The sequence below is a fragment of the Kitasatospora mediocidica KCTC 9733 genome, from assembly GCF_000744225.1.
In the GTDB taxonomy this organism is placed as follows: Bacteria; Actinomycetota; Actinomycetes; order Streptomycetales; family Streptomycetaceae; genus Kitasatospora; species Kitasatospora mediocidica.
In genome coordinates this window covers 1,274,098-1,294,166 of the sequence record NZ_JQLN01000005.1, presented here as the reverse complement: position 1 = coordinate 1,294,166, position 20,069 = coordinate 1,274,098, and the positions used below count along the sequence as shown (strand labels likewise).

Below are 20,069 nucleotides of genomic sequence, written 5' to 3'. Positions count from 1 at the left end.
CCCTGGCCGCCGGCCGCTCCCTGATCGGCCGTCACTTACAAGGAGTTCGACATGCCCCGCACCCGTGCCCGCGTCGCCGCCACCGCCGCCGCCACCGCTGCCCTCGCCGCCACCGTCGCGTTCACCGGCCTGAGCGGCGCCGCCTCGGCCGCCACCGCCCCGGCGCCCACCGGCAGTCTGGCGATCCAGGAGGACAGCACCTTCCTGCAGCAGTCCGCCGCGGCCGGCATCCTCGCGATCGCGCTGCCCAGTGCGACCTCCGCCTACAACAGCGCGACCGGCCTCTCGGCGAGCTTCCCGGTGACCGCCGGCTCGATCCACCTGACCGGCTACTACGGCAACGTCCAGGTCGGCGGCGGCCTGCTGCTGGTGAACGTGCGGACCGGCAAGACCGCGATCTTCACCCAGCTGGCCTTCAGCGCCGACAACTGGGCGATCACCGGTGTGCCGCTGGGTGCGAGTGCCGCGGTCAACCTGCTGGACCCGGTGGGCAACACCGCGGTGGCGCAGAGCGGGACCACCCAGACGCTGCAGTCCGACGACCTCCAGGTCGACCCGGCCGGCGCGCAGTTCGCCGACGCCAAGCTGGGCACCGGCTTCTTCACGGCCGGCCAGCACACCGGAACCCTCGCGCTGACCGTCACCGGCTGACGCCGACGGACACCTCCTGCGACGAGTCGATCCAGGGCCCACGCCGTCATCGTGGGCCCTGAGTTCGTCGGCCCGACCGACAACGCCCCTTCGTGGTGCTGTGGTTGGGCTCTCGTACACCTGAACTGTCATCAAGTGACATGTGAACAGGCTGAGATGGACCTCTCGGGAAGCCGTCGGTCCATTGCACCGGCCCAGAGTTCTGAAGCGTCCGAAGCCCTCGCTCGTCTGCCGCGCGCCCTGCCGGAGGTACCCTCAATGAAGCTCCGTGACCGACTTCCGCGCGGGTTGGGGTGGTGGTCCAGAGCCTGGCTCGCCGCCGTGCCGGCCTGGGCGGTGGTCGCCGCGATCGCCGTGCTGCCGCTGGGCGGTGGCACCGCGGCCGCCGACACCGGCTCGGTCACGGTGACCGGCCCCGCCGTCTGGTTGCCGGCCACCGGTGGGTACGGGCCGGCCGGCTCGGTCACGGTGACGCCGACCACCAACCTGACCGACCAGATCGTCCACGTGACCTGGAAGGGCTTCACGCCCACCGTGGACACCCAGGGCAAGCCGGTCACCTCGGTCCCCGAGGGAGACGGCAACAAGCTGTACGCGGTGCGGGTCTACCAGTGCCGCGGCGCCAACCCCGGCCCGACCGACTGCTACGGCGCCGAGCTCTACGACGGCACCCCCGCCCTCGGCTTCCAGCAGGCGGCTCCGGCCGCCGGGCGCTCGCCCGAGTTCCCGGCCAACCGGGCGATCGCGGTCACCGCGCCGGACGGCACCGGCCAGGCCGACATCGAGGTGTGGACCGCGACGCAGAGCCAGACGCTCGGCTGCGACTCCACCCACCCGTGCTCCCTGGTGGTCGAGCCCAACTACGGCGGCGACGCGGTGGGAGTGGACGCCTTCACCAACAACGACCCCACCGGCGCCCCGAACTGCGACGACCACAGCTACGACAACGACGGCTTCTTCAATGAGGCGAGCGACGCCACCGTGTTGTCGTACCCGAACATCGTGAACCAGAACCAGACCGGCGAGGCCTGCGCCTGGACCCACCGCACGGTCGTGCCGCTCTCCTTCTCGCCGACCGCGGCGGACTGCAAGCAGGCCGGTGCGGACTTCACCATGATGGGCCTGGAGATGGCCAACCGGGCCGTCCAGCAGTGGCGTTCGGGACTCTGCCTGGCGGCTGACCCGCTGAACCTGCAGTACACCTTCGGCGGCGGTGACCCGCAGGCGCGGGCCGCGTTCCTGAAGAAGTCCGGACCCGACGTCGCGCTGACCGCGCTGCCCGACACCTCGGCGACCGCGCCGCGGCCCTACGTCTACGCGCCGCTGGCCAACGCCGGGATCTCGGTGGCCTTCGAGGTCGACGACCCCGCCACCGGCCGGCAGATCACCCAGATGCGGCTGAACGCCCGGCTGATGGCCAAGGAGCTGACCCAGTCCTACACGTCCAGCCCCACCCACGCCTTCGACCCGGCCTCGGTGGCCGGCAACCCGGCCTGCATCTTCGAGGACCCGGAGTTCCTGGCGCTCAACCCGCCGAGCCTGATCGCCCCCGCACAGTGGCCCAAGTGCATGCCCGGCGAGCCCTCCAGCCTGCCGATCGTGGTGGGCGGCACCACCGACATGGTCCGCCAGCTGACCACCTGGATCGCCGCCGACCCGCAGGCCGCCGACTTCCTGTCGGGCCTGCCCGACCAGTACGGCATGCACGTCGACACCTTCTACCTGCGCCCCGGCTTCTCCGGCTACCCGGCCGACTCCTTCGTCGCCCAGGACCAGTCCGGCTCAGGCAGCCAGCCCAACGCCAAGCAGTACGACTGGACGCCGCAGATCGGCGGCCTCGACCAGGTGGCCCGGCACATCCTGTCCAACACCCCGACCTGCCAGGCCCCGCTGGCCGACGCCACCGGCAACCACCCGGCCTGCGCGGCCGAACTGCCGGGCGCCCGACAGCTGATCGCGGTCCTGGACACCGGCGAGGCCAAGGCGTTCAGCCTGCCCGAGGCCCAACTGCTGAACGCCCAGGGTTCGTTCGTCGCACCGACGCTGAGCTCGATGGAGGCGGCGGTGGCCGACATGCCCGTCGCCCCGACCACCGGGACCCAGCAACTGCCCTACGGAATCGCCGGAACGGTGTACGCCGCTGACCCGGGCGCCTACCCGCTGACCACCGTCCAGTACGCGATGGTGCCCACCGCCGGGCTGACGACCGACAAGGCCGGCGCGATCGCGCGGTTCGTCCAGTCGGTCACCCAGCAGGGCGGGCAGGTCTACGGGACCGACCCGGGCAGGCTGGCGCTCGGCTACGCCGACCTGAACCAGCAGCAGCTGGCCCAGGCGCAGAGCGCCGCGTCGCACGTCGCCGTCCAGGACAGCGCGCTGCCGGGCAACCAGCAGCCGCCGCCGACCCCGACCCCGACCCCGTCGCCGAGCCCGTCCGCCACCGCGTCGCCGAGCCCCAGCCCGACCCCGACGCCCGGCCCGAGTCCGTCCGGGACCCCGGCGGCGACACCCGTCGCCGCGCCCGTCGCCGCCGCTGCGGCGCCGGTTGCCGCGCCGGTCGCGACCGTGCCCGAGCCGGTCGAGGCGGCCGCTCCGGACGCCGGTGTCGCCGCACCGGACACCACCACCACCACCGTTCCCGCCGCCACTGCCACTGTCGCCCCGACCCCGGCGGGCACGGCGAGTGCGCCCGCCCCGGCGGCGTCCAGTGCCGCGCCGTCGCTGGCGGCGGTCGCCGCCGGATCGCCCTCGCCCGACCGGGCCGGGACCGCGCGGCTGCTGCTGCCGATCGTGCTGATCGTCGGAGCGGTCCTGCTGCTCGGCGGTCCCGCCGCGCTGGTCCTGGCCGGAACCTCGGCCGGCGGCCGCCTGCTGGGACGGCTGCGCGGCAGGCCCTAGGCCGTATCTGACGAGCACCGAACCGGACGGGGCCCGACCCGGGCCCCGTCCGGCCCAGCCCCCCTGTCCCGTCGGAGTCGGAGAGCTGACAGACCATGACATCCGCCGTCCTCGTGCCACACTCCCAGCCGAGCCCGGACGAGCCGCGCGTGATCAGCGCGCCGGCCACCCCGGGCGACCGGATCTTCCGCGGCCTGCTCCGGGCGGCCGGCCTGTCGGTCTTCGTGATCATGGGCCTGATCGCGCTCTTCCTGCTGCTGCGCGGCTCGGACGCGCTGCGCGCCACGGGCTGGTCCTTCTTCACCGAGCAGCGCTGGCGCACCGAGACCCATCAGTTCGGGATCGCCGCGGTGCTCCCGGACGGCCTGCTGATCGCGGTGATCGCGCTGCTGGTCTCCGTCCCGGTCTCGCTCACGGCGGCGGTCTTCGTCTCCGAGTACGCGCCGGTCCGGCTGCGCGGCGCGCTCGTCTCGCTGGTCGACCTGATGGCGGCCATCCCGAGCATCGTCTACGGCCTGTGGGGCTTCTACTTCCTGCAGCCGAGGATCGTCGGTGTGATCCGCTGGATGGCCCTGCACCTGGGCGGCTTCCTCCCGTTCCTCAAGGTGCGCACCGGCGACATCGGCACCTCCTACACCTCGTCGACGTTCATCGCCGGCGTGATCGTGTCGCTGATGATCATCCCGATCGTCACCTCGCTCAGCCGCGAGGTGTTCTCGCAGGCCCCGCAGGGCGAGCGCGAGGGCGCCTACGCGCTCGGCAGCACCCGCTGGGGGATGGTGCGCACGGTCGTCCTGCCGTTCGGCCGCGGCGGCATGATCGGCGCCGTGATGCTCGGCTTCGGCCGGGCGATGGGGGAGACCATCGCGGTCGCGCTGGTCATCTCGCCGGCCTTCAAGGTCACCGGGCACGTGCTGGAGAACGGCGCCAACTCGATCTCCGCGCTGATCGCGCTGCGCTTCAGCGAGTCGGACGGCCTCTCGCTCTCCGCGCTGATGGCCGCCGGTCTGGTGCTCTTCACGCTGACCCTGCTGGTCAACGTGCTGGCCGGGCTGGTGATCAGCCGGTCCCGCTCCGGCGCGAACACGGCGGACTGAGCCATGGCCACGACCACCGACCAGACAGGGAAACCCCGGATGACCACCGCCCTCGACCTGCCCACGGCCACGGCCACGGCCACGGCCGCCGCTGCCCCCGAGCGCCGGCTGCGGCTCGGCGGCGTCACCCGCGCCGAGGTGTCCACCCTGGGCGGCGCGCTGCTGGGCTCGCTGGCGCTGGACTGGATGCTCTACGAGCGACTGCTGCCGTTCAGCGGCGCGCAGGGCTTCCTGCTCTGCTGGTACCTGCTCTTCCTGGGGTTCTGCTACGCGCTCGGCAGCGTCCAGTGGGACCCGCAGACCGTGCGCGAGCGGCTGGTGTCGGTGGTCGCCTGGAGCGCCGGGCTGCTGCTGCTGGTGATCATCGCCGAGCAGATCGGCTACATCGCGATCCGCGGCTGGCACGCCGCCTCGCACGGCAACTTCCTCACCCAGGACATGGACCACACCGCGGCGCACTCCCCGATCACCTCGGGCGGGGTGCTGCACGCGATGATCGGCTCGCTGGAGCAGCTGGGTCTGGCGACCCTCTTCGCGGTCCCGCTGGGCATCGCGGCGGCGGTCTTCATGTCCGAGGTCGGCGGCCGGGCGGCCCGTCCGGTGCGCACCATGGTGGAGGCGATGACCGCGCTGCCGTCCATCGTCGCCGGCCTGTTCGTGCTCGGCGTGGTGATCCTCTCGCTCGGGCTGCAGGCCAGCGGCTTCGCGGCCTCGCTCGCGCTGACGGTGATGATGATGCCGATCGTCACCCGGGCCGCCGAGGTGGTGATCCGGCTGGTCCCGGGGACGCTGCGGGAGGCCTCGTACGCGCTCGGCGCCAGTCAGTGGCGCACGGTGTGGAACGTCGTGCTGCCCACCGCCCGGCCCGGCCTGGTGACGGCGGTGGTGCTCGGGATGGCGCGCGGCGTCGGGGAGACCTCCCCGGTGCTGCTGACCGCGGGCTTCACCACCCGGGTCAACGCCAACCCGTTCTCGGGGCACCAGGTCAGCCTGCCGCTCTACATCTGGAACTACGTCAAGCAGCCCTACCCCGACATGGTCTCCCGGGCCTTCGCGGCCGCGCTGGTGCTGATGGCGATCGTCCTGGTCCTGTTCGTCACCGCGCGGGTGCTCGGCGGACGCCGTCCGGGCGCGCTGAGCCGCCGCCAGCGCCGCCGGATCGCCCGCGACGCAGCCGCCCGCGACGCGGTCGTCCGGGAAACGGCCGTCCGGGAGGCGGCGACCCGATGAGCCACCGACCCACCACCCGTATCGGAGGAACCGTCATGCCGTGGGCAGCCGCTCACCGTCCCGCCCGACCGCTGGCTGTCCTGCTCGCCCTGCTGCTCTGCACCCAGGCGCTCCTGCTGGGCGCGGGCACCCCGGCCTTCGCGACCACCTCGCTCAACGCCGAGGGATCCAGCTGGGCGGGCCCGGCGATCGACCAGTGGCGCACCGACGTCACGACGCAGGGCATCCAGATCGACTTCAAGCCGAACGGCTCGGCCGCCGGCCGCCAGCAGTGGGAGGCCGGACAGGACGACTTCACCGCCTCCGACGTCCCGTTCCGCACCAAGGACGACACCGGCGCGGGCGCCGGCATCCACACCGGCGGCGGCGGCAACGCGGAGAACCCGGTCTACGGCTACTCCTACGTCCCGATCACCGCCGGCGGCACCGCGTTCATGTACAACCTCACCCTGGCCGGCAAGCGGGTCACCGACCTGCGGCTGTCGCCGGACAACCTGGTGGACATCTTCACCGGCAAGATCACCTACTGGGACGACCCGAAGATCACCGCCAGCTACGGCCGCACCCTGCCACACGTCCCGGTCACCCCGGTGATCCGCTCGGACGGCTCCGGCGCGACCGCGCAGTTCACCCGCTGGATGGAGCACACCCACCAGAGCCAGTGGGACGCCTACTGCACCGGCGTCAACGGCGTCACCTGCGGCGACTACACCGAGTTCTTCCCGCCCTCCGGCCGGATGGTGGCCCAGAACGGCTCGGACATCGTGGCCGGCTACGTCATGTCGCAGACCGGGCTCGGCTCGATCGGCTACGACGAGTACGCCTTCGCCAAGTCCGCGAACTGGCCCGTCGTCAAGGTGCTCAACCCGGCGGGCTACTACACCCTGCCGACCGCCTCCAACGTGGCTGTCGCGCTGACCGCCGCGAAGATCCGCGGAGTGGACGACAACACCTCGCCGAACGACCCGAACTACCTCCAGCAGAACCTGGACGGCGTCTACACCAACGCCGACCCGCGCTCCTACCCGGTCTCCAGCTACAGCTACGTCATCGTGCCGAGGGCCGGCGCGACCCTGCCGGTGCCGCCGCGCTTCAACAACCCCAAGGGCGCCGCGCTCAGCCAGTTCCTCTCCTACGTGCTCTGCCAGGGGCAGGGCGAGGTCAGCGACATCGGATACTCGCCGATCCCGCGCGGCCTGGTCCGCGGCGGGCTGCTGCAGACCGCGCACATCCCCGGCGACTCCAGCACGGTGGACCCCAACACACTGAGCAACTGCGCCAATCCGACCTTCAACGCGGCCGGCCAGCTGACCATCCTGGTCTCCGCGCCGCAGCCGAGCCCCTGCGACAAGGTGGGCACCCCGATCGTCTGCACCGTCACCAACGGCAGGCCGACGGGCGGCAGTTCGGGTTCCGGCTCGTCCGGCAGCAGCGCCGGCGGGACCGGGACGGGGACCGGCGGCGGCAGTGGCAGCGGTTCGTCCGGCGGATCCGGCTCGACGGGCGGCGGCGGCAGCGGCAGCGGCGGCTCGGGCGGCGCGGCCGGGACCGGCGGTTCGACCGGCGGCGCCAACGGGACTGGCACCGGTGGCAGTTCGGGCGGCTCCGGCGCCGCGGGCAGTGGCGCGGCGGGCACCGCGGGCGCGGCCACGCCCGGCGCGGCGGGTGGCGCGAGCGACTCGGGGGCTCCCGTGATCGACCCGCAGACCGGCGAGCAGATCGCCGCGGGCGGCTCCGGCGGTGGCACGGGCAGCCTGGCCGCCGCCTCGGTGGTCGCCGTCGGCGGACGGCCCGAGGACTGGGTGCTCAGCTCGCTCACCGCACTCGAACTCCTCGCCGTGGTGGCCGTCCCGCCCTTCCTCGGCGGGTGGCTGATCCGTCGTCGGCGCAGCGACGCGGTCTCGGGCGGACCGCGATGACGGCCACCCTCGTGCCGCGCACCGCGGCGCTGCCCGTCCTGGCCGACGCGGTGCCGTACGCCCCGGCGCCGGCCGGCCGACGCCGGCTGCTGCTCCAGCTGGGCTGGGCCGCGACCCTGCTCTCCGCCCTGCTGCTCGGCTTCGGCGGCTACCTGGCGGTGCTCTCCGGCTTCCAGGAGCAGCACTTCCAGTCCACCGCCTACAAGACCTTCCGCTACCAGCTGGCCAACGCCGTCGCGCCCACCGGAGCCGCCGCCGACGGCACCCCCGTCGCGCTGATCGACATCCCGGCCATCGGCCTGCACCAGGCCGTGGTGGTCGAGGGCACCAGCGGCCGCGACCTGATGCGCGGCCCCGGCCACCGCCGGGACACCGCGCTGCCCGGCCAGAGCGGCACCGCGGTGCTCTTCGGCCGGGGCACCGCCTTCGGTGCACCGTTCGGGCGGCTGTCCGAACTGCGGGTCGGCGACAAGATCTACGCGACCACCGGCCAGGGCAGCTTCAGCTACACGGTCAACGCCTACGGCGACAGCACCCACCCCGTGCGGGACCCGGCGGCGCCCGCCCGGCTGGTCCTGACCACCAGCGACTCCGGCTGGATCCCCACCGGCACCGTGCTGGTCGGCGCCCGGCTGGACGGCGACCCGCAGCCGAACCCGTACGGCCGTCCGGCGATCACCGCCGCCGACCACGCCCTCGCGGTGGACGGCGGCGCGCTGGCCGGGCTCCAGCTCTGGGCGCTGGCCCTGCTGGGGTCGGTGCTGGCGGCGACCCTCGCGGTCCGGCACTGGCACCGGCGGGCGGCCTACCTGACGTTCACCCCGGTGGTCGTCGCGCTGCTCTGGGCCGGGTACGAGAACGCCGCCGCCCTGCTGCCCAACCTCTACTGACCGAAGGCGAAGGACCGCAGATGACCACCACCGTGCCCTACCAGCCCGCCGCCGCCGAACCCGAGCTCCTCTCCGGCCTGGAGACCCGCGGCGTCTCCGCCTGGTTCGGTGCGCACAAGGTGCTGGAGCGGGTCTCGCTGACCATGGCGGCCGGCGAGGTCACCGCGCTGATCGGCCCTTCCGGCTGCGGCAAGTCCACCTACCTGCGGATCCTCAACCGGATGCACGAGATGGTGCGCGGCGCCGCGTTGGCGGGCGAGGTGCTGCTCGACGGCGCGGACGTCTACGAGGCCGGCCGGCGTCCGGCCGAGGTCCGGCGCCGGATCGGCATGGTCTTCCAGCGCCCCAACCCGTTCCCGGCGATGTCCATCGCGGACAACGTCGCGAGCGGCCTCAAGCTGGCCGGCATCAAGACCTCCCGCGACGAGCGCGAGTACCTGGTGGAGACCAGCCTGCGCCGGGCCGGCCTCTGGAACGAGGTCAGCGGCCGCCTGCACACCCCCGGCGGTGCCCTCTCCGGTGGTCAGCAGCAACGCCTGTGCATCGCCCGCTCGTTGGCCGTCTCGCCGGACATTCTGCTGATGGACGAGCCCTGTTCGGCCCTCGACCCCACCTCCACCCGCCGGGTCGAGGAGACCATCGCCGAACTGCGCGGCCGGCTCACCGTCGTGATCGTCACCCACAACATGCAGCAGGCCCAACGCGTCTCGCAGTCCTGCGCGTTCTTCCTGGCCACCCACGACACCCCCGGCCGCATCGTCGAAGCCGGCCCCACCGCCCAGCTCTTCACCGACCCGGCCGACCCGCGCACGGCGGACTACGTCAACGGGCGCTTCGGGTAGCGGACTTGGAATGACAGCGAGCCGGGGCGGATCGGAATCCGCCCCGGCTCGGGTGTCTCAGCTGCTGGATCAGTTGGAGGCCACGTACATCTGGAAGCTGTTCGCGGCCGTGGTCCCGCCGTCCAGACTGGTCGCCTTCACACTGAGGAACTGGCTGCCCCACTGCCCGGGGGTGATGGTGACCGTCGCCGCGCCGTTCACGGCCGGGACGGTGGTGCAGTTGTACGGGTCGAAGCCGTAGCAGAACGACCCGGCCTGCTGACCGGGCAGGGTGCCGTTGCCGACCGAGGTGAAGGTGAACTGCGCGGGAGCGCCGACGTGGAACTGGGTCGAGGTCGAGGTGATCGTGACGCCGGTGAGCCCGGGCTCCGGGCCGACCTGGAAGTAGCACGGGGCACTCGGCGGCGAGACGAGCGTGCCGTCCGTCGTGTAGGCGTACCAGCTGTACTGGCCCTGGGCCTTGAAGTCGGTGTACGACGCCGCGAGCGGCACCGGAGTCCCGTAGTAGTAGTTCGGCTGTGTCGGGTAGCTCGTGGTGCCGTCCGGGCCGGTGATCACGATCTCGGCCCAGATCTGGTTCTGGTGGGCGGAGTTCGCGAAGCCCGTACCGCTGAGGGTGAGTCCCACCGCCTTGACGGTGCCACTGACGAACTGCGGATCGACCCAGCCGCCGGGGCTCGCCTGGTTGCAGGTGGGTGCGCCGTTGTAACCGCCCATGGCCAGGCCCGTCGGTCCCCCCTGCGGAGCGGTGAAGTAGCCGAACAGGTCGACCACCAGGTCCACCGAGCCGAACCGGTTGTAGAAGTTCAGCATCCCCGAGTCGTCCACCGGCACGATCACCAGGTTCGGGACGGTCCGGCCCGTTGTGAAGTTGAGGTTCGACGTCCCCGGCGGGGTGCTGTTGGCGCCGGTGAAGACGGTGACGAAGCCGTCGGAGGTGGGGTTGGTCGCGGTGACGTTCAGGACCACCGCGCTGACCTTGGTGCTGGACAGGCCGGAGCCCTGGCCGACCGGGCGGCTCAGGGTCTGGCCGGGGCCGACCTTCTGGCCGCCGGCCTCGCGGGTGTCGAAGAGGCGGGTCGGGCCGGTGGCGGTGTAGCCGGAGCCGGTGGGGGCGGAGGTGTAGAAGCCGAAGACGTCCGCCACCACGTCGGTGGTCCCGAGGTGGTTGTAGATGTCCACGCTGCCGTCGGCGCCGAGCGGGACGGTGACCAGGTTGGGCACGGTCTGCCGGGCGGCGAAGTTGAGGTTCGACGTCCCGGGGCGGGCGGTGCCGTGCGGGTAGACCGTGAGGAACCCGGTGTCGGTGGTGTCCGTCGCGGTGACGTTCAGGACGACCGAGGTGGCGCCGTACTTCGGGACGCCCCCGTGGCCGGCCACCGGCAGGTTGACGGTGCCGAACTGTCCGACCGGGGCCGCCCTGCCGCCGGTGCCGGTGCCGTCCCGGGTGTCCAGGACCCGGCCCGGGGTGACCGGGAGGTAGGTGGAGCCGCTGAGCGCCGCGTCGTCGGTGTAGTAGCCCGACATGTCGGCGATCACGTCGACCGAGCCGAACCGGTTGTGGATGGCGACCTTGCCGTCGGTCACCGGGACGGTGACCAGGTTGGCGATGGTCTGCCCGGCCGTGAAGTTGAGGTTGGAGGTGGACGGCTGCTGCGCGCCGTCGGGGTAGACGGTCAGGAAGCCGTCGGCGGTGGTGTCGGTGGCGGTGACGTTCAGCACCACCGCCTTCACGTCGGCGGCGGGCAGACCCAGGGCGAAGCTGAGGTCCGCTCCGGCGCCGAGCGGCGCGGCCGTCGGGACGCCGGTCGCGCTGCGGGTGTCCAGCAGGCGGGTCAGGTCGGTCCGGACGAACGTCCCGGGCCGGGTGGGAGCCGGCGGCACGGCGGCAGGCGGCTGGTCGTGCGGCGCGGCGGTGCCGCTGCCCGTGGTGGTACCGGCCGTGGTGCCGCTGCCCGCCGTGCTGCCGCTCGGGGCGGCAGTCGGGGCGGCGGTCGCGATCGGGGCGGCGGTGGCCAGCAGGGCCAGCGCGGTCGTACCGACCAGGACGAGACGACGAAGTGCGCTCCCCGGGCGGGGTGTGCGACGGGCGTCGTCGGTGGACGAGTCCATCCAGCGGCTCCATGAGGATGCGATGCGGTCATGGGAGCGCGCGCGGGCCGCGCCGTCGGGCGCCGGTCCTGGTGCTGGATCGGCGCCCGACGGCGCGGCCGACGTTCGTGAGAAGTTCCGCCCCCGGCCGGTGGGATCACCGGCCCTGACTTCCTATCAGCGCGGGGAGGTCGCGGTCGCCTCCGGGTGATCACAGTTGGGCAAAGGTTCGATGGCGCACCGTCAGCGGTCGAGCAGCTCCTCGATCACCTGGGCCACGCCGTCCTCCTCGTTGCTGACGGCGCGGTGGGCGACGGCGGCCAGGACGTCGGGGTGGGCGTTGGCGACGGCGTAGCCGGTGCCGGCCCAGGCCAGCATCTCCAGGTCGTTGGGCATGTCGCCGAAGGCCGCCACCTCGGTGCGGTCGATGCCCTGTTCGGCGCACCAACGGGCCAGCGTGCTGGCCTTGGTGACGCCGGGGGCGCTGATCTCCAGCAGTGGGATCGGGCTGGAGCGGGTGATCTCGGCGACCCGGCCGACCGCTGCCCGGCCCTGCGCGAGGAAGACGTCCGGGTCCAGCTCGGGGTGCTTGGCGAGCAGCTTGTAGCAGTCGCCCACCCGGTGGTCGGCGAGCAACTCCTCGGCCGTGGCGATCGGGTGGTCGTCCTCGGCGCCCCACATCGGCACCCGGTACTGCGGTTCGCGGGCGAAGCCGCCGGGGAACTCGAAGGCGAACGCCGTCCCGGGCAGCCGGTCGCGCAGCAGGGACACCACCGTGGCGGCCTCCTCGGCCCGCAGCGGGAAGCTCTCCAGCACCCGTTCGCGCCGGACGTCGAAGACCACGCCGCCGTTGGAGCAGATCGCCACCCCGTGGCCGCCGATGTGCGGTCCGAGCCGCTGCATCCAGCGCGGCGGACGGCCGGTGACGAAGACCACCTGGATCCCGGCCGCCTCGGCCGCCGCGAGCGCCGCGGCCGTCCGGGTGGAGACCGTGCCGCCCTGGCAGAGCAGGGTGCCGTCGAGGTCGGTGGCGATCAGTCGCGGACGCGGGGAGGCCTGGTTCACCCGTCCATCCTCGCAGGTGCCGCCGGACCGACCGGAAAAAGTGGCGGCACACGGTCAACCCCCGTGTGACCGTGTACCGCCCCGACCGCCGTCTATTTTGTTGGACGGCGCGCGCTCGAACATACGCTGTCCCCCACCCGACCTGTCAACCTTGCTGGAAATTTCGGAATCTGTTCATGCCAGTCGTCTAATTCAGTGGATACTGGGGCCTTCCGAACAGATCGTCGAAGGCCCGTCGAAGGCCCGTGGACCAAGGAATGGTGACGTCGATGGGTGAGCAGACCCCAGCCCGCCGACGAACCATCGCGGAGAAGCTCGACCACCTCTTCCAGGAGATCCACCCGGCCGGCCGGGGCCCGTTCAGCTATCACGAGGTGGCGCACGCGATCCGCAGGCAGGCCGAGGTGGGCGGGCCCACCGTGTCGCACGGCACGCTCCAGCAGATCCGCACCGGCGCGAAGACCAACCCGACGGTCAACACCCTGGAGGTCATCGCCGCCTTCTTCGGCGTCCCGGCGGCGTACTTCCTGGACGACACGGTGGCCGAGCTGGTGGACGCCCGGGTGCGCGAGCTCAAGCTCGGCGCGGAGGCGGACGGCCGGCCCGGCGCGGTCGACCCGGCGGCCGGGGCCGTCGACGAACTCGCCGGGGTGCTGGCCGACAGCAACATCCGGGCCGTGGCGTTCCGGCTGGCCGGCCTCTCCCCGAAGGCGCTCAAGGGACTGCGCGCGATCGTCGACCAGGTGCGGGTGGTCGAGGGCCTGCCCGCGGTCGGCCGGGTCGCCCGCCGCCGACGTGCCTGACCGCCGACGTGCCTGACCGCCGACGTGCCTGACCGCCGTCGGGCGGGGGTACGGTCGCTGCGGTCCGTCTAAGCTACTGTCCGATCACTCTCGGACGACACCAGAGGGGCAGGGCACCCGTGAAGTGGCGCAGCCGTTCGGGTGACCGGTTCACTGCTCTGGCCGAGCAGCTGGCCGTCCCGCGCCCCTTCGACCTGGCGGAGTTCTGCGAGGGCATCGCGCGGCGGCGCGGCCGTCCGCTGCGCCTGGTGGCGTTGGAGGGTGCCGTCGCCGCCGAACTGCCGTGCGGGATGTGGCTCGGCCTGGACACCGTCGACCTGGTCTTCTACGAGGCCGGAGCCGAGCCGATCCTGAAGACCCAGATCGTCCTGCACGAGATCTCGCACATGCTGCTCGACCACGCCTCGCCGCAGGGCCCGGCGGACGCGCTGCGCGCCGAGGCCGACCGGGTCCGCGCGGTCCGGGACGCCGTCCGGGCCGCTGAGCAGGCCGCCGGACGCGCAGCCGACCGCGAGCTCGGGCTCTCCACGGACCGGGTGCTCAGCCTGCTGGCCCGCAGCGGGTACAGCAGCCGCCAGGAGACCGAGGCGGAGTCGCTGGCCACCCTGATCCTGGAGCGCGCCACCCGGGCCGGCGCCCACCGCGCCTCGCCGGACTCCGCCGACGTCCTGGCCCGGCTGGACGACGCCTTCGGCCATCCGATCCGCAGCATATGAACACGATGAGCACAACGAATCCGGGGGCCGGGCGATGAGCACCGCCAAGCTCGTCGTGCTGGCCATGCTCTGGACGGTCACCGCCTGGCGCCTGCCGTCCGCCGTGCGGGTGCCCAAGCAGCGGGCGCTGTGGACGGCGTTCGCCGCTCTGACCCTCGCCAGCACCGTCGGAGTGCCGGGCGTCGGCAGCCGGATCGACGCGTCCAGCGGTGTGCACAACCTCGCCGTGCTGTTCAAGAACCAGATCGGCATCGTCGCCTGCGCGGCCGTGCTCTCCTTCGTGGCCGGCATGGCCCGGCCCGACCTGGCCCCGCGCGTCCGCAAGCCGCATCTGGCCGTCGGCCTCGCCGTGCTGGCCGCGCTGACCACCGCCTTCGCCCAGGTCCGGCAGCCCACCGAGGTGGCCGACTTCTACCAGGCCTACCGCGCTTCGGTGCCCGCCGACGCGTACGCGCTGGTCTTCAACGGCTACCTCGGCGCCTCGATGGCGGTGGCCGGCTGGCTCTTCTGGACGTACGCCCGGCGCGCCGGGGCCGGCTGGCTGCGGACCGGTCTGCGGGTGCTCGGCGCGGGCACCGCCGTCGGCGTCTGCTACGCGTCGCTGCGCTGCTGCGAGGTGGTCCTGCACCTGTGCGGGCGCGCGTTGTTCGTGGGTCAGTCGGTGCTGGACGGCGTCGAGCTGACCGCCATCACGCTGATCCTGGTCGGCAACGCGATCCCGGCCGTCGGCGTCGCCTGGCACGGCCTGCGGGACTGGCGCACCGCCCGCCGGATCCGCGGCCTGTGGGTCTCGCTCACCGGCGCGGTGCCCGACGTCGTGCTCACCGCGAGCCTCGGCCACGGTCCCCGGGTGCGGCTGCACCGCCTGGTGATCGAGATCCGCGACGCCGCCCTCGTGCTGGCCCCGCACGCTTCCGCGCAGGTGCGCGAGCGGGCCCGGCGCTGCGCCGAGCGGTCCGGTCTGCACGGCGACGAGCTGGCGGTGGCGGCCGAGGCGTACTGGCTGCGCGCGGCCCGCGAGGCCCGGTTGGCCGGGCGTACCCCCGAGGGCCGTACCCCCGAAGGCCGTACCGCTGAGAGCGGGCCGGTGCCGACCGTCGGCAGCAGCTTCGCCGAGCTCGACTTCGCCTCCGAGACCCGCCGGCTGCTCCGGCTCGCCGAGGCCTACCGCTCCACCGCCGCCGAGGCGTTCGCGCGCTCCACGGCCACGGATACCACCGACGTTACCGACCACGACCTCACCGACCACGAACTCCAGGACATCCCGTGACCGCACCCGCCCACCCGGTGGAGTCCCGCCCCGCCCGCCTGATCACCGACGGCCTCGAACCCAAGAACTGGATCATCGCCGTCACCCTGCTGATGGGCTGGCACGCACAGCGCCTGGTCGGCGTCGGCTGGGGCCTGGAGGCCGCGCTCTTCTCGGGCGTCATCCCGATCCTGCTGATCAAGGCCGGTGAGCGGCGCGGCCACTGGGGCGACCGGCACGTCCGCCGCCGGCAGGACCGGCTGGTCGTCATCCCGCTGATCATGGCCTCGGTGATCTGCGGGATGGCCCTGATGCTGGTGGGCCACGCGCCGTCCGAGATGGTGGCGCTGGTCGCGGCGATGCTGGCCGCGCTGGTGGTCATCCTGGCCGTCACGGTGTTCTGGAAGGTCAGCGTGCACACGGCGGTGTCCTCCGGCGCGATCGCGATGCTGGTGATCGCGTACGGGCCCTGGATGCTCGTGCTCTACCCGCTGGTGGCCGTGGTGGGCTGGTCGCGGGTGGAGCTGAAGGACCACACCCTCGCCCAGGTGCTGGTCGGCACGGTGCTGGGCGCCGCAGTCGCCGTCGCGACCTTCCTCGCCCTGCGCTGATCCGCGGCGCCGCCGAACGACTGTGGGACCAGGCCCTGTTCGGGCCTGGTCCCACAGTCGTTCAGTGCTGCGGCGTCAGCCTGCGGTGATCGTCAGGGTGACCGGTCCGCCCGGGACGGCCGGCTTGCCGGGCATCCCGTAGGAGCTGCTGAGCCAGCCGGCGTCGTTGAGGCTGAAGCCGACGGTGTAGGTGCCGACCGCGATCGGGTTCGGCAGGTAGACGCCGAAGGTGACCGTGCCGTCCGGCCCCTGGCTGGCGCCGCCCGACGACTGGCCCACGACGGCGCCGGTGCTGTCGTAGAGGTAGCTGCTGAACCCGACGACCGGCGCGGTCGGGGAGTTGACCTTGGCGGTGACGACGAACGACTGCGTCGAGGCCTTGCTCTGGGCGATGCTGGTGACGTTCAGCGCGGCCGAGGTGACGGTCGGCGGGGTGGTGTCTGCGACGCCCTTGATGTTCAGTCCGGGATCCGGCGCGGCGAAGTCCGAGCCGTAGAGCGCCACGTTGCCCGCGCCGTCGAGGATGCTGATTCCCGCCACGAGGCAGGAGGACGCCTGGCCGTTCCGCGACTGGTTCATGGTCCCCGACACCGAGTAGCTGCCGTCAGCGTTGTGGGTCGGCGTGGCCGACTCCACCGAGCAGCCGCCGGTCGAGAAGACCTGGACCGTCTGGACGCCGCCCTGTGCACCGTTGATGTGCATGGAGATCTGGAACGGAGTGTTCCCCGCCCAGGAGTTGACCGGGTTCGGGGTGGCGGTGAAGTGGTCCGCGCTGAGCGTGCTGTTCGAGGTGACCGTCAGCGGCACCGCGTTGAGGTTGTTGAAGGTCTGGGTCTGGCCCGCGTTGTTGGTCAGCGAGAGCGCGGACACCGTCCACACCCCGGCCGGGGTACCGGCGGGGAAGACCACGGTGACGTAGCAGGAGGCGTCGGTGATCTGCTGATGGCACGGTCCGTACTGCTGGCCCTCGTCGTTCATCTCGGCGAAGGTCGAGCTCAGCGTGCGGCCGCCCGGGCCGGAGAGGGTCAGGGTGCCCTGCCCGAGGCCGGACTGCTGGTCCTGCACGGTGATCGAGTACAGCGCCGAGTTGTTGGCACCGTCGTACAGGTAGGCGGGCGCGCCGGCCGTGTTCGAAACCAGGGCGAGGCTGTTGTCGTAGCTCGGCGTCACTGTCGAGACGGCCTCGGTGGCGGTAAGGACGTCGCCGTAGCCGCTGAGGGCGGAGCCGGCCAGGACCAGCTGCTGCTGCGAGGCGTTCTCGAAGGCGCTGACCAGGGTGACGGCCCACTTGGCGGTTGCCGACGCCGCGTAGCGCGGGACGGAGAAGGTGTAGGAGTAGCTGGAGTTGGCGGCGCTGCCGGAGACCAGCTTGGCTCCACCGAAGCTGGACATGTCCTGCGTCGAGAGGTAGTCGACGACGTAGGGCTGGCCGATGTAGGTGTCGGGGGTGCTGCCCTGCTGGCGGATGACGATCTCGCCGCCGGTCTGGGTGGCGGCCGGGTTGGAGTCGGTGAGCGTCCAGTTGACGGCGACCGGGGTGTAGCCGGCCGAGGCGTCGACGGTGGGTGTGGCGAAGTTCAGTGAGGTCAGGGCGAGTTGGTCGCCCGCGCTGAAGTAGCCGAAGACGTCGGCGATGACGTCGGTGGTGCCGGCGAAGTTGTAGAAGTCGACCTTGCCGTCCGCCCCGACGGGGACGGTGACGAGGTTGGGGACGGTCTGGCCGGCCAGGAAGTTGAGGTTGGAGGCGGTGGGGACGCTCTTGCCGTCGGGGTAGACGGTGAGGAAGCCCTGGCTGCTGGCGTTGGTGACCGTGACGTTGAGGACGACGGCGGTGACGTTGGCGGCCGGGATGCCGGCGTTGCCGGCGACCTGGAGGCCGATGCTCTTGCCGGTGCCGATCGGGGCGGCCTTGCCGCTGGTGCCGGTGCCGTCGCGGGTGTCGAGCAGCCGGGTGGGGGCGTCCAGGGTGCGGAAGACGCCGCCGGTCTGCGGGGCGCCGGCGAGGTAGTAGCCGGCGAGGTCGGCGACGACGTCGGTGGTGCCGGCGAAGTTGTAGAAGTCGACCTTGCCGTCGGCGCCGACGGGGACGGTGACGAGGTTGGGGACGGTCTGGCCGGCGAGGAAGTTGAGGTTGGAGGCGGTGGGGACGCTCTTGCCGTCGGGGTAGACGGTGAGGAAGCCCTGGCTGCTGGTGTCGGTGGCGGTCACGTTGAGGGTGACGGCGGTGACGCCGGTGGCGGGGACGCCGGCGACGCCGGCGATCTGGAGGGCGACGCTCTTGCCGGTGCCGATGGGTGCGGGGTGGCCGGCGGTGCCGGTGCCGTCGCGGGTGTCCAGGACGCGGGCGGGGCCGTCGGCGACGTAGGTGGCGGCGGCCTTGTCGAGGGTGTAGTAGCCGGCGAGGTCGGCGATGACGTCGGCGGTGCCGGCGAAGTTGGCGATGCCGATGAGGCCGTTGGTGCCGACGGGGACGGTGACCTGGTTGGCGACGGTCTGCCCGGCGGTGAAGTTGAGGTTCGACGTCCCGGGGACGTTCCCGCCGTACGGGTAGACGGTCAGGAATCCGGCCGAGGTGGGGCTGGTGACCGTGACGTTGAGGACGACGGCGGTGGGTGTGACGGACGGGTTGCCGGTGACCTGGGAGACGTCGAGCAGCAGCGGGTTGTTGCCCACCGGCTTGACGAGGCCGTGTGTTCCGGTGCCGTCGCGGGTGTCGAGCAGCCGGGTCGGCCCGGCGGGGACGAACGCACCCGACAGGTCGTGCTGCTCGGGCAGGGAGATGTGCGGCTTGGCCGCGGCGGCCTTCGGCGCGGTGCTGATGGCCTTCGGCGTGCTGGTCGTGGGTGTGCCGGCTGTGGGCGCGGCGCTGGGCGCGCCCGTCGCCGCGGTCGCCGTCGCGGCGGTGCCGGCCGAGGCGATCATCGCCATCGTCACCGCGGCGACCGCCACCCAGCGGCGCAGACCCCGCTGAGATCTGAACTCTCTGATGGACATGCTTGTGTGCTCCCCCTCTGGACGCGTCCGGCCACTCCGGCCGGGGCGCTGTCCGCGCGCGCGGACTGGCCATTGATAGCAGAGGCGGTCCGCGCGTGATCAGCCAGGCCCAGGGGCGGCGGTCCCGTGCGATGTCCTCTGCGGTAGAACTGTGTGCTCAGGTGATCGACGAGGGGTGGGGCAGTGCGCTCAGGGGTAGTTCGAACGGCTGCGCGGGTCATCCGCCGCCGGCCCGCGCTGCTGTGCTTCCCGGCGTTGAGCGTGGCTGCCCTCGCGCTCGTCCTGCTCGCGGCGTGGGTCGTGCCGCTGAGCGGTGTCTGGCAGCGGGTGGAGCAGGGGCAGACGCCGACGACGGCTCAGTCGGCCGGGCTGGTCGTGCTGTTGGCCCTGCTGTCCTGCGTGGGGACCTACTTCAGCGCGGCGCTGCTGCACTCCGTGCACGGCCTGCTGGCCGGCGGTCGGCCGGCGATCGGGACGTCGCTGCGGTCGGTGGCAGGGCGGTTGCCGACGCTGGTGGGGTGGAGTGCGCTGGGCTCCACCCTGGGCCTCCTGCTGAGGGTGCTGGAGTCCACCGTCGGGCTGTCGTTGATCTTCGAACTGGCCGGTCTGTCCTGGTCGTTGCTGACGTTCTTCGTGCTGCCGGTGATCGTCGTCGAGGGTGGCGGGCTGCTGCCCAGTCTGCGGCGCTCGCTGCTGCTCGGCCGCCGGGAGCTCGGCTCCTGGGTGGCCGGCGGGGTGCGGCTGTTCGTGACGACCGTGGTGGTGTTGCTGGCCGGTGTGTCGGCGATGATCGTCGCGGTCGAGTCGGACAGTCCCGCGGTCATGTTCGCCGCGGCCGGCTCGGTGCTGACCCTGTTCCTGCTGGCGGGCATCCTCTCCTCCGCGGTGTCGGGCGCCTACCGGATGACGCTCTACCACCGTGCCGTGACGGACCGGGCCGGCTGACCGCAGGCCGGCTGACCGCGGGCCGGCTGACCGCGGGCCGGAGCTCTCGGGCGAGAGCTCCGGCCGGA

General features: G+C 72.5%; 15 protein-coding genes. 12 read left to right on the top strand and 3 right to left on the bottom strand.

The window, feature by feature from the left end; translation table 11 throughout:
- Positions 1 to 51: 51 nt before the first annotated feature.
- The 7 genes from BS80_RS19730 to BS80_RS19700 all read left to right on the top strand — a co-directional run bounded on the left by BS80_RS19730 (position 52) and on the right by BS80_RS19700 (position 9,527).
- Positions 52 to 651, top strand: coding sequence for a hypothetical protein (locus BS80_RS19730; protein ID WP_035799175.1), 600 nt, complete (start codon positions 52 to 54; stop codon positions 649 to 651).
- Positions 652 to 909: 258 nt separating this feature from the next.
- A complete protein-coding gene (locus BS80_RS19725; RefSeq protein ID WP_157536395.1) occupies positions 910 to 3,549 on the top strand; it encodes a hypothetical protein in 2,640 nt (879 codons plus the stop codon).
- Between the two features lie 95 nt (positions 3,550 to 3,644).
- Positions 3,645 to 4,646, top strand: coding sequence for a phosphate ABC transporter permease subunit PstC (pstC, locus tag BS80_RS19720; RefSeq protein WP_035799169.1), 1,002 nt, complete (start codon positions 3,645 to 3,647; stop codon positions 4,644 to 4,646).
- Between the two features lie 39 nt (positions 4,647 to 4,685).
- Entirely contained in the window at positions 4,686 to 5,876 is a 1,191-nt protein-coding gene (gene pstA / locus BS80_RS19715; RefSeq protein ID WP_083974934.1) for a phosphate ABC transporter permease PstA, read from the top strand.
- 35 nt (positions 5,877 to 5,911) lie between these two features.
- Positions 5,912 to 7,795 carry a substrate-binding domain-containing protein gene (locus BS80_RS19710; RefSeq protein ID WP_083974932.1) on the top strand — a complete coding sequence of 628 codons (1,884 nt, stop codon included), beginning with the start codon at positions 5,912 to 5,914 and terminating at the stop codon, positions 7,793 to 7,795.
- Complete coding sequence (locus BS80_RS19705; RefSeq protein WP_083974930.1) at positions 7,792 to 8,685, top strand: sortase; 894 nt, start codon at positions 7,792 to 7,794, stop codon at positions 8,683 to 8,685. The genes BS80_RS19710 and BS80_RS19705 overlap by 4 nt, the downstream gene beginning before the upstream one ends.
- A 20-nt stretch (positions 8,686 to 8,705) precedes the next feature.
- Complete coding sequence (locus tag BS80_RS19700; protein WP_035799164.1) at positions 8,706 to 9,527, top strand: phosphate ABC transporter ATP-binding protein; 822 nt, start codon at positions 8,706 to 8,708, stop codon at positions 9,525 to 9,527.
- A 69-nt stretch (positions 9,528 to 9,596) separates the two neighbouring features.
- On the opposite strand, the gene BS80_RS19695 is transcribed toward BS80_RS19700, so the two are convergent.
- Together BS80_RS19695 and BS80_RS19690 are read right to left on the bottom strand one after the other, a co-directional pair.
- Positions 9,597 to 11,639 carry a hypothetical protein gene (locus tag BS80_RS19695; RefSeq protein ID WP_035799162.1) on the bottom strand — a complete coding sequence of 681 codons (2,043 nt, stop codon included), beginning with the start codon at positions 11,637 to 11,639 and terminating at the stop codon, positions 9,597 to 9,599.
- A gap of 222 nt (positions 11,640 to 11,861) precedes the next feature.
- Complete coding sequence (locus tag BS80_RS19690) at positions 11,862 to 12,683, bottom strand: HAD family hydrolase (RefSeq protein ID WP_035799161.1); 822 nt, start codon at positions 12,681 to 12,683, stop codon at positions 11,862 to 11,864.
- 269 nt (positions 12,684 to 12,952) lie between these two features.
- On the opposite strand from BS80_RS19690, the gene BS80_RS19685 reads away from it, so the two are divergent.
- The 4 genes from BS80_RS19685 to BS80_RS19670 all read left to right on the top strand — a co-directional run bounded on the left by BS80_RS19685 (position 12,953) and on the right by BS80_RS19670 (position 16,062).
- Positions 12,953 to 13,486 carry a helix-turn-helix domain-containing protein gene (locus BS80_RS19685; RefSeq protein WP_232246535.1) on the top strand — a complete coding sequence of 178 codons (534 nt, stop codon included), beginning with the start codon at positions 12,953 to 12,955 and terminating at the stop codon, positions 13,484 to 13,486.
- A 119-nt stretch (positions 13,487 to 13,605) separates the two neighbouring features.
- Positions 13,606 to 14,202, top strand: a complete 597-nt coding sequence (locus BS80_RS19680; protein ID WP_035799157.1) for a hypothetical protein — start codon at positions 13,606 to 13,608, stop codon at positions 14,200 to 14,202.
- Between the two features lie 34 nt (positions 14,203 to 14,236).
- Positions 14,237 to 15,472: an MAB_1171c family putative transporter gene (locus BS80_RS19675; protein ID WP_063772014.1), complete on the top strand. Its 1,236-nt coding sequence runs from the start codon at positions 14,237 to 14,239 to the stop codon at positions 15,470 to 15,472.
- Positions 15,469 to 16,062 (top strand): phosphatase PAP2 family protein, encoded by a 594-nt coding sequence (locus BS80_RS19670; RefSeq protein WP_035799154.1) that lies wholly within the window; start codon positions 15,469 to 15,471, stop codon positions 16,060 to 16,062. The genes BS80_RS19675 and BS80_RS19670 overlap by 4 nt, the downstream gene beginning before the upstream one ends.
- Positions 16,063 to 16,137: 75 nt before the next feature.
- Here the strand turns inward: BS80_RS19670 and BS80_RS38640 are convergent, their stop codons facing one another.
- The gene (locus BS80_RS38640) at positions 16,138 to 19,056 is read right to left on the bottom strand and encodes a beta strand repeat-containing protein (protein WP_157536394.1); all 2,919 of its coding nucleotides are present in this window, start codon (positions 19,054 to 19,056) and stop codon (positions 16,138 to 16,140) included.
- A 261-nt stretch (positions 19,057 to 19,317) separates the two neighbouring features.
- On the opposite strand from BS80_RS38640, the gene BS80_RS19660 reads away from it, so the two are divergent.
- Positions 19,318 to 20,001, top strand: a complete 684-nt coding sequence (locus tag BS80_RS19660; protein WP_035799152.1) for a DUF6159 family protein — start codon at positions 19,318 to 19,320, stop codon at positions 19,999 to 20,001.
- Positions 20,002 to 20,069 lie beyond the last annotated feature (68 nt).